This window comes from Ruminococcus champanellensis 18P13 = JCM 17042 (assembly GCF_000210095.1).
Taxonomy (GTDB): Bacteria; Bacillota; Clostridia; order Oscillospirales; family Ruminococcaceae; genus Ruminococcus_F; species Ruminococcus_F champanellensis.
Genome location: NC_021039.1, coordinates 2,372,812 through 2,381,168, shown reverse-complemented (window position 1 = coordinate 2,381,168; position 8,357 = coordinate 2,372,812). Strand labels below are relative to the sequence as shown.

The following is an 8,357-nucleotide window of genomic DNA, read 5'->3' as shown; positions in this document are numbered from 1 at the left end:
GGTTGACAGCACGCTGATCGGCTTCCTGGAGCAGTTGTATGCCGCCTTGAATTGCTCCAAGATCATCGTATCATCCGGGTATCGATGCACCAGGCATGACAGGGCTGTGGGCGGCTCCGGTGCTGGGCGGCACACCATGGGCATGGCGGCGGATATCTGCTGTTATGGGCAGGACGGAAAGCCCATCGGGAGCAAGTATGTGGCGTGTGCAGCGGAGGAGCTGGGCATCAACGGGATCGGGCTGAACTGTGGGGGAAACCACAGCTACACCCACATCGACAGCCGGTCTGCCGCCGCAAAATGGTGGGGGGATGAATCCGTGAAGGGCTATCCCAGTATTAAACGGATCAACGGCAGCACGTCCTTCTACGCCTATTGCGGCGTGTCCCGGCAGGACTGCCCCTACACAGCGCCGGATGCTACCATCCGCTACGGTAGCCGGGGTGACGGTGTGCGGTGGCTCCAGTACATGCTGGATGCGGCAGGCTACGACTGCGGAAAAATCGACGGCATTGCAGGCGTGAAAACCATCGCTGCCATCCGGGCTTACCAGCAGGAGCATGGACTTGCCGTGGACGGACTGGCAGGCAAGAAAACAGTGGCGGCGTTGAAAGGAGCAACCACATGACTGGATTTGAATTATTCACAACAGTTCTTGGAATCATCGGGACGGTCTGCGCCATCGTGTTCGGCTACGTTGCGTTTCATCGAGGAAACAAGAGTGACGACGAAGCAGAGGGCAAGAAGGACGGCGTACTGCTCACGGAGATCGGCTACATTAAATCCGGCGTGGATGACATCAAGCGCAAGCAGGAGAAAGAGGACGAGCGGCATGTACAGGTCGTTTCCAGGCTGACTGCGGTCGAAGCGTCCGCCAAGCAGGCGCACCACAGGCTGGACAGCCTGGAGGGGAAGATGACGGAGAAATAAAACCAGCCCCAGAGGATGAACCCCTGGGGCTGTTCGTGTTGCATTTCGTGTTGCATAATTTCAAAAAGTGTTGCATTTTACGGTAAAATATTTTGAATATGCAAATATACGAGTATAGAAAAACTGCGTAGAATCGGGATTTCCCAGTTCTACGCAGTTTATAATATGGTCGAGGTGACAGGACTTGAACCTGCGGCCTCTGCGTCCCGAACGCAGCGCTCTACCAAACTGAGCCACACCTCGAAAGCGATATTATTCCCGAACCGCTTTAATAGTATAGCACAGATTGATGAAAAAGTAAAGCCCCAAAACTGATTTTTTTGCTGAAAACAGAAAAATTATGAAAATGTACAATTTGGGGGTTGAAATTTTGGATGGTATATGGTACAATTGTATTGTACTTTCAGGAATGCAGATTCCGGAATATAGGTGTGCGGGCCCTGTGCAACGAAGCGCCGTGAACCATGTCAGGCGGGGAACCGAGCAGCATTAAGCGGTTGTTTTCGTGTGCCGCAGCAAGCCTGCACACCTATGTTCCGGAATTTTTATAGGCAGTGCCGCAAAAAACCGGTTGAAAAAATGCAGACTGCATGCAAGCGGTACTGCATCCGGCACTCCTGTATCATCGAATGGAAATTTGTCGGCAGATGCCCTGCAGGAGCCGCAATCGGCCTGCGGGTGCTGCCTGAAGTTTTGCTTCGCCGGTGCGGCGGCGCATGACACACGGAGGGCGTATGGGGGACAAACTTCGTCAGCTGGCAGGACTGCTCCGGCGAGCCGCCGAAAAGGCGCTGATACCTGCGCTGCTGACCTGCCTGGTAGCTGTCCCGACAGTGGGCAGCTCCATGGAAATAGACTGGGGTTCGTTTCAGGTTCTGCTGATCGTCTGTCTGGCACTGTATCTGCAATGGATCATCTCCTTGCTGCTGGTGTATTGGCAGCAACGGGGCTTTCGCATTGAACGGACGGATGCGGAGATCATCGGTAATGCCTTCGGGGGCATGGGAAAAAAGAGCCGCATGTTCTGCAGGGCACTGGCGGATGTATGCGACAACAACCTGGAGGAAGGACTGGATGGTTTTCTTGCGGTGTTGGAAATGCAGGGACTCACGGACAAGGAGCGGCAGCTTTGCCATTTCTACATCGGTCGTTGCTATCAGATGACCGGATGCAGCGCCAATGCGGTGCAAAGCTATCAGCGTGCCCGGGAGCTTGGCATGGATAACCCGTATCTGCTGCTGTTCCAGGCTCGGAGCATGACGGACAGCGGTGCTTATGAGGCCGCACGAACAGTGTATGACCGGCTGTTGGAACTGGAACTACCGGAGTTTTCCTGCATCCGCACGGATGTGGGCATGCTTTATCTGCGGCAGCATGACGGAGCAAAGGCATTGCAGTGGTTTGAGGATTCCATCGCAAAGGGTGAGAATGTTGCCTTTGCATATGGCGGCTGCGCCTTGGCATGCCTGCTGCTGCGGCAGCCGGAGCAAAGCCAGCAGTATTACGAACAGGCGGTCACCAACCGGATGGCTGACCTGGAGGGATTCCGGGAATATTATGCAGAGCTGCAGGACGCAGTGGAGCATCCTCTGGCAGGATGACCGGGAAAGGAGATGGAACGGATATGTATCAGGCGCTGTACCGGAAGTGGCGGCCCCGGACCTTTGACGATGTGATCTCACAGCCCCACATTACCACCACTCTGAAAAATCAGATCCAGAGCGGCAAGACCGCCCATGCCTATCTGTTTACCGGATCCCGGGGCACGGGAAAAACCACCTGCGCCCGGATTTTTGCAAAGGCCATCAACTGTCTGCATGCCACCGACGGGAACCCCTGTCAGCAGTGCGAGATCTGCCGGGATGCCGAGGCGTTTTCCCTGTCGGATATCATTGAGATCGACGCAGCCTCCAACAACGGGGTGGACGATATCCGGGAACTGCGGGACGGGGCGGTGTACACCCCGGAGCGATGCAAATATAAGGTATATATCATTGACGAGGTACACATGCTGTCCCAGAGCGCATTCAATGCGCTGCTGAAGATCATGGAGGAGCCACCGGCGTTTGTAAAATTCATCCTTGCCACCACGGAGATCCACAAGGTGCCTGCCACCATTGTATCCCGGTGCCAGCGGTTTGACTTCCGCCGGATTTTGCCGGAGGATATCACCGCCCGGCTGCTGTACATTGCAGGGGAGGAGCAACTGACTCTGGATGAGCAGGCGGCACGGCTCATTGCCCGGCTGTCCGACGGGGGCATGCGGGACGCTCTGTCCCTGTTGGATCAGTGCGCCGCATACGACAGCAATATCACCCTGGATACGGTTTCAGCGGCGGCAGGCATCGCCGGACGGGACGCTCTGTTTGACCTGCTGGATGCCATGACCCAGTCGGATCCGGCAAAGGCAGTCCGGATCCTGGACGAGCTGTATGCCAAGTCCAAGGACATGCTGCGGCTGTGCGAGGAGCTGATCGCCCAGTTGCGGAATGTGATGCTGCTGCATGTGACCAACGGGGACACCTCCTTGCTGGCATGCATGCCGGAGGAGATCACCCGGCTGGAGGGGATCCGTTCCGCCATGCCTTTGCAGCAGGTCATCGACCGGTTGTCGGTGTTGCAGGCATGCAACGAGCGGCTTGGCAGAGCCATCAACAAGCGGGTGGAGCTGGAGCTTTGTCTGATCCGGCTGTGCAGTCCGCAGATTTCACAAAAATCCCCCCAAACCCTTGACAATTCTCAGATTTATGATAAAATAAAACAGTTGGAAGCCACCATTGCCGCACTGCGGCAGGGGGGATATCAGCCCATCCGACCCCAGGAAAAGCCTGTGGCTGCACCGGCGGATCGTGTCCATCCGGAGGAGCCGAAGGTGGATATGTCCAAGCTCCGGCAGGAGGATTTCAAGCCCCTTGCCAATTGGGCGGAGGTGCTTGCCGCATTCAACAAGGTGAATCCTGCCGTGTCCGGCACGCTGGCAAATTCCAAGGCATTCGTCAATGGCAATCTGCTGTTGATCTTTGCGGAAAATGCCCTGTTTATGCAGCTGTTCCGACAACGGGAGCATGCGGTTTCCCTTGGGGACTGCATTCAGCAGGTGCTGGGCAAGCGATATGCCATCCGGGCAAAATGCAGCGTCAAAAAGCAGGAGATCTCTCCGGCGGAGGCATTGATTCAAAAGGCAAACAGCAGCCAGATCGAAACGGCTGTTGAATAAGGGCGGCGCTCTTTGGGCATCGTCCGGACTGCATCCTTGATGCGGTCAATGAAATGAGGATAAGGAGTTAAAAACATGAGAGCAAGAATACCGAAGCAGGGCGGCGCCCAGGATATGAACGCAATGATCCGTCAGGCACAGAAGATGCAGGACAAGATCACCGAATTGCAGGAGGACATTGAAGCACGGGACTTTACCGCATCCGTCGGAGGCGGCGCAGTTGAAGTGGTTGTGACCGGCAAGAAGAACATCAAGTCCCTGACCATCAAGCCGGAGGTTGTGGATCCGGAGGACATTGAAATGCTTCAGGATCTGGTCATCAGCGCAGTCAACGAAGCCATTGCCAACGTGGAGAAGGTCACCGAGGAGGAAATGACCAAGGTAACCGGCGGCGTTTCCCTGCCCGGTCTGTTTTAATTGATCCATGGCTGACCACAATGCACTGCCCCTGGTGATCCTGGCGGAGCAGTTTGCAAAGCTGCCGGGGATCGGCATGAAAACTGCCCAGCGGCTTGCCTACTATGTAATGTCCATGTCCGAGTCGGATGTACAGGCCTTTGCGGACGCCATTTTACAGGCGAAGCATAGGGTACACAACTGTGCGATCTGTCAGAATCTGACGGAGCAGGAGGTCTGCCCCATTTGCGGAGATGACCGACGGGATCACAGCATCATCTGCGTGGTGGAAAGCCCCAAGGATGTGACCGCCTTTGAGCGGACGGGGGAGTACAATGGTACCTACCATGTGCTTCACGGGCTGATTTCCCCCCTGGACGGGGTATCCCCGGACGATCTGGAGATCAGGAGCCTGTTGGCACGGCTTCAGTCCGAGCCTGTGACCGAGGTCATCATGGCAACCAATCCCACAGTGGAGGGGGAGGCTACCGCCATGTACATCGCCCGGCTGCTGAAGCCTATGGGGGTGAAGGTATCCCGTCTGGCGTTCGGTCTGCCCATCGGGGGTATTCTGGAGTATGCGGACGAGGTGACTCTGTACAAGGCTCTGGAAAACCGGAACGAAATATAACAAACAGCCGCACCATGGGGTACATGGTGCGGTTTTGTATTGGGAGGGAATATGACTTTATTAGAAGAATGCCTGGAAGCCCTGGGGGCGGATGCACAACCGGTGTCCGATCCGGCTTTGTGCAGCCGGATCCTGGACAGCCTGCTGCTGACGGATACGGGCAGGATCGATTGGAACGCCTACACCCAGGTGCAAGCATGTGCCCCGGCGGAGCTGCCGCCGGGCAGCTGGTACATTGTGTGGAGCGATCCGGAGAAGCCCATTCTCCGGTGCAGCCGGCAGGGAATTCTCTCCTGTCTGGAGGATGTGCTGGCGGTGGCGTTTGATACCTGGCTGGTGTCGGAGCAGCTGGACAGGGTGGTGGAATTTTACCACGAAGGAGCTGTAACCATGGGGGTGCGGAAGGGCACAAAAATCGGGTCTGTATGAAACCATACAGACCCGATTCTGTTTGTATTTAGCCCAGTACAACAGTGATTTCGTTCTGATCCTTCAGCTCAGCTGCGGGAACAAAGTCGCCGGACAGCTCCTTGCCGTTGAGGGTCAGGGACTTGACGCCGCTCTGAACGTGGCTAGGATTCTCTACCCGGATGGACAGATGCTTGCCACGGAAGTTTTTCTCGATGGTGAAGCCGTCCCAGGAGGAGGGAATGGAGGGAGAGATCACCAGACCGTCCGCATTGGGACGCATGCCGCAGATCCCCTCTACGCAGCCTACCATAACGGTGGATGCGGTACCGGTGAGCCAGTGTACATGGGAGCGGCCGGCATAGGGAGAAGCGGTGCTTTCGGTGAACTGACCGTGCACATACGGCTCCATGACACGGATCTCCGCCCTGTCGTTCATGGCAGCCGGGGAGCTTTCCATAAAGTACTCGAAGGCACGGTTTCCGTGACCCAGCAGACTTTCCGCCAGGATCGCCCAGCCCTGGGACTGGGAGAAGATACCACCGTTTTCCTTGGTGTCCGGATTGAAGATGTGCATCAGAGCACCGTCAAAGTAATGCGCTCTGTAGGGAGGATCCAGCAGCTTGATGCCGTAGGGGGTGTTCAGAATCCGGTGTACGGATTCCATGGACTGCTCTGCCTGATCCTTGCTTGCAAAGCCGGAGATCACTGCCCAGCTCTGGGGATTGAGCCACATGGAGGCTTCCGGATCCTTCTTTGCGCCCACAACGACTCCGTCTTCCCGGATGCCCCGGATGAACCGATCCCCATCCCAGCACTTTTCCAGGGATGCGCCCAGCTTTGCCTGTATATCGTCGATGTAAGCTACATAATCGCTGTCGCCCCGCTGCTGTGCCATATCCCGGATCACGCGCATCGCATAGTACAGCTGGAATGCCACAAAGGTGGACTCACCCTTGGCACCCATCCGCAGACAGTCGTTCCAGTCCGCATGGAGCCCGGCAGGCATATCGTGTGCCCCCAGCCGCTCCATGGAGAACCGGATAGCGTTCTTCAGGTGGTCGTATACCGTAGCCTCGCCGCCGTTGGCGTATACGATCACCTCGTCCAGGAATGCCTTGTTGCCGCTTTCCCCGATGTACTTCACAATGGTGGGGAACAGCCACAGAGCATCGTCCGCCCGGTAGGAGGGGTGACCGGTTTCCTTTACATACTCCGGATCGTCCGGGGTGTTCTCATGACCCGCATTGTGGTTGAACTTCACCAGGGGCAGACCGCCGCCGTTGTCAACCTGTGCGGAGAGCATAAAGCGGATCTTGTCTGCTGCCATTTCCGGATCCAGGTGAATGATGCCCTGGATATCCTGGACGGTATCCCGATAGCCGTAGCCGTTGCGCAGACCGCAGTATACGAAGGATGCCGCACGGGACCAGATGAAGGTGATGAAGCACTGGTAAGCGTTCCATACGTTGATCATATTGTTGAATTCCGGGCTGGGGGTGTTCACCTGGAAGTTGGACAGCTCCTTGTGCCAGAAATTCTTCAGCTCTGCGATTTCTGCATCCACCTTGCCCAGCGTCTTGTAGGTATCCAGGATGGTAGCAGCCTCTGCGCTGTTGCGCTGACCGAGAATGTAGATCAGCTCTGCAGTTTCGCCGGGTGTCAGCTCCAGGTCGCTCTGGAGGGCGCCGCATGCGTTGGAGTTGTAGTTCATGCTGCCGTCGCACTTACCCTGCTCTACGGCGATGGGGTTGGAATAGGTCCGGTAGGGGCCGATGAAGCTGTCCAGGTTGCCGTTCCAGCCGGAAACCGGAGCGCCCACCATGCCGAAGAAGCGCTCCTTGTGGTTGGAGCCGGAAGCGTCCTTGCCGCTGTTTTCATTGATGTGCTGGATGATGCGGTTTTCCTCAAAGCTGGTGCGGGTGATGAACAGGGTGTACTGGAGGTTTACCTGATCCTGCTCGTAGTTGTTGTCGTTGGTGAATTCCACAAAGCCGAACACGGACAGCTTTCTGGGCTTGTCGGAGGTGTTGGTGATCTTTGTGCGCCAAACCTCATAGGTCTGGTGATAGGGTACATAATAGGTGGTCTCGGAATGCACGCTTGCATAATCCGCAGTCATAATGGTGTAAGCGGTACCGTGGCGGCATACGCTCTTGTACTGATCCAGGGGCTTGCCCACCGGCTGCCAGGATGCAGACCAGTAATCCGCAGTGTCATTGTCCCGGATGTAGATATATCTGCCGGGCAGCGCCATATTGCTGTTGAACCGGAACCGGGAAATTCTGCCGTTTGCGCCGCTCTTTACAAAGCTGTAGCCGCAGGCGTTGTTGGAGATCATAGCGCCGTATTCCGGATCTCCCAGGTAGTTTGCCCAGGGAGCAGGGGTGTCAGGTCTTGTGATGACGTATTCCTTGTTTGCAAGGTCAAAGTAACCGTACTGCATAGGTTTATACTCCTTTATTTTTGATCATTTAAGCTGGCGCTCCACAGAAGCTATGGGTGCCGCCTTGTGCCCCATTCAGCAGTGAGAGGGTGCCAATGGGCTCTGTGCCTATCATACCATGAACCGACGGGTTTGGCAAGGGGCTATTTGAAAAAATAAGACGATTGCATAGGAAATAGCCTGTTTGCACAGTGGGTGATTTTGGGTTCCTTTTTGCTGACAGGGTTCTTTGTGGGTTTCTTTATGGTTTGCCGTTTTGCTTTTTGGGTGACCATTTTTGGGGGCTTGCCCTTTATGCTCTGCGTGCTTGGCACACGCAGTACCATTCT

At 55.9% G+C, this 8,357-nt stretch carries 9 protein-coding genes, 1 tRNA gene and 1 other RNA gene; 8 read left to right on the top strand and 3 right to left on the bottom strand.

Features of this window, described 5'->3' with window-relative positions; translation table 11 throughout:
• Positions 1-628, top strand: a 628-nt coding sequence (locus RUM_RS10915; RefSeq protein ID WP_041326422.1) for a peptidoglycan-binding protein, incomplete at its 5' end; no start/stop codon positions are given.
• The gene (locus RUM_RS10910) at positions 625-930 is read left to right on the top strand and encodes a hypothetical protein (protein ID WP_015559156.1); all 306 of its coding nucleotides are present in this window, start codon (positions 625-627) and stop codon (positions 928-930) included. The genes RUM_RS10915 and RUM_RS10910, both read left to right, overlap by 4 nt.
• Before the next feature lie 166 nt (positions 931-1,096).
• Here the strand turns inward: RUM_RS10910 and RUM_RS10905 are convergent.
• Positions 1,097-1,173 (bottom strand) — tRNA-Pro (locus RUM_RS10905).
• A gap of 188 nt (positions 1,174-1,361) precedes the next feature.
• Between RUM_RS10905 and ffs the strand changes: the two genes are divergently transcribed.
• The 6 genes from ffs to RUM_RS10875 all read left to right on the top strand — a co-directional run bounded on the left by ffs (position 1,362) and on the right by RUM_RS10875 (position 5,603).
• Positions 1,362-1,460: signal recognition particle sRNA small type (ffs, locus tag RUM_RS12475), an RNA gene on the top strand.
• A gap of 204 nt (positions 1,461-1,664) precedes the next feature.
• On the top strand, positions 1,665-2,531 hold the full coding sequence (locus RUM_RS10895) for a tetratricopeptide repeat protein (RefSeq protein WP_015559154.1): 867 nt from the start codon (positions 1,665-1,667) through the stop codon (positions 2,529-2,531).
• Positions 2,528-4,147 (top strand): DNA polymerase III subunit gamma/tau, encoded by a 1,620-nt coding sequence (dnaX, locus tag RUM_RS10890; protein WP_242821770.1) that lies wholly within the window; start codon positions 2,528-2,530, stop codon positions 4,145-4,147. Before RUM_RS10895 ends, dnaX begins: the two co-directional genes overlap by 4 nt.
• A 75-nt stretch (positions 4,148-4,222) precedes the next feature.
• The gene (locus RUM_RS10885) at positions 4,223-4,564 is read left to right on the top strand and encodes a YbaB/EbfC family nucleoid-associated protein (RefSeq protein WP_015559152.1); all 342 of its coding nucleotides are present in this window, start codon (positions 4,223-4,225) and stop codon (positions 4,562-4,564) included.
• A gap of 7 nt (positions 4,565-4,571) precedes the next feature.
• Positions 4,572-5,174, top strand: a complete 603-nt coding sequence (gene recR, locus RUM_RS10880) for a recombination mediator RecR (RefSeq protein ID WP_015559151.1) — start codon at positions 4,572-4,574, stop codon at positions 5,172-5,174.
• Positions 5,175-5,225: 51 nt separating this feature from the next.
• Positions 5,226-5,603, top strand: a complete 378-nt coding sequence (locus tag RUM_RS10875) for a CDI toxin immunity protein (protein ID WP_015559150.1) — start codon at positions 5,226-5,228, stop codon at positions 5,601-5,603.
• A 28-nt stretch (positions 5,604-5,631) separates the two neighbouring features.
• On the opposite strand, the gene RUM_RS10870 is transcribed toward RUM_RS10875, so the two are convergent.
• Positions 5,632-8,028 (bottom strand): glycoside hydrolase family 94 protein, encoded by a 2,397-nt coding sequence (locus RUM_RS10870; protein ID WP_015559149.1) that lies wholly within the window; start codon positions 8,026-8,028, stop codon positions 5,632-5,634.
• A gap of 111 nt (positions 8,029-8,139) precedes the next feature.
• Positions 8,140-8,357 (bottom strand): hypothetical protein (locus RUM_RS12990; RefSeq protein WP_207634950.1); only part of this gene is annotated, 218 nt, incomplete at its 5' end.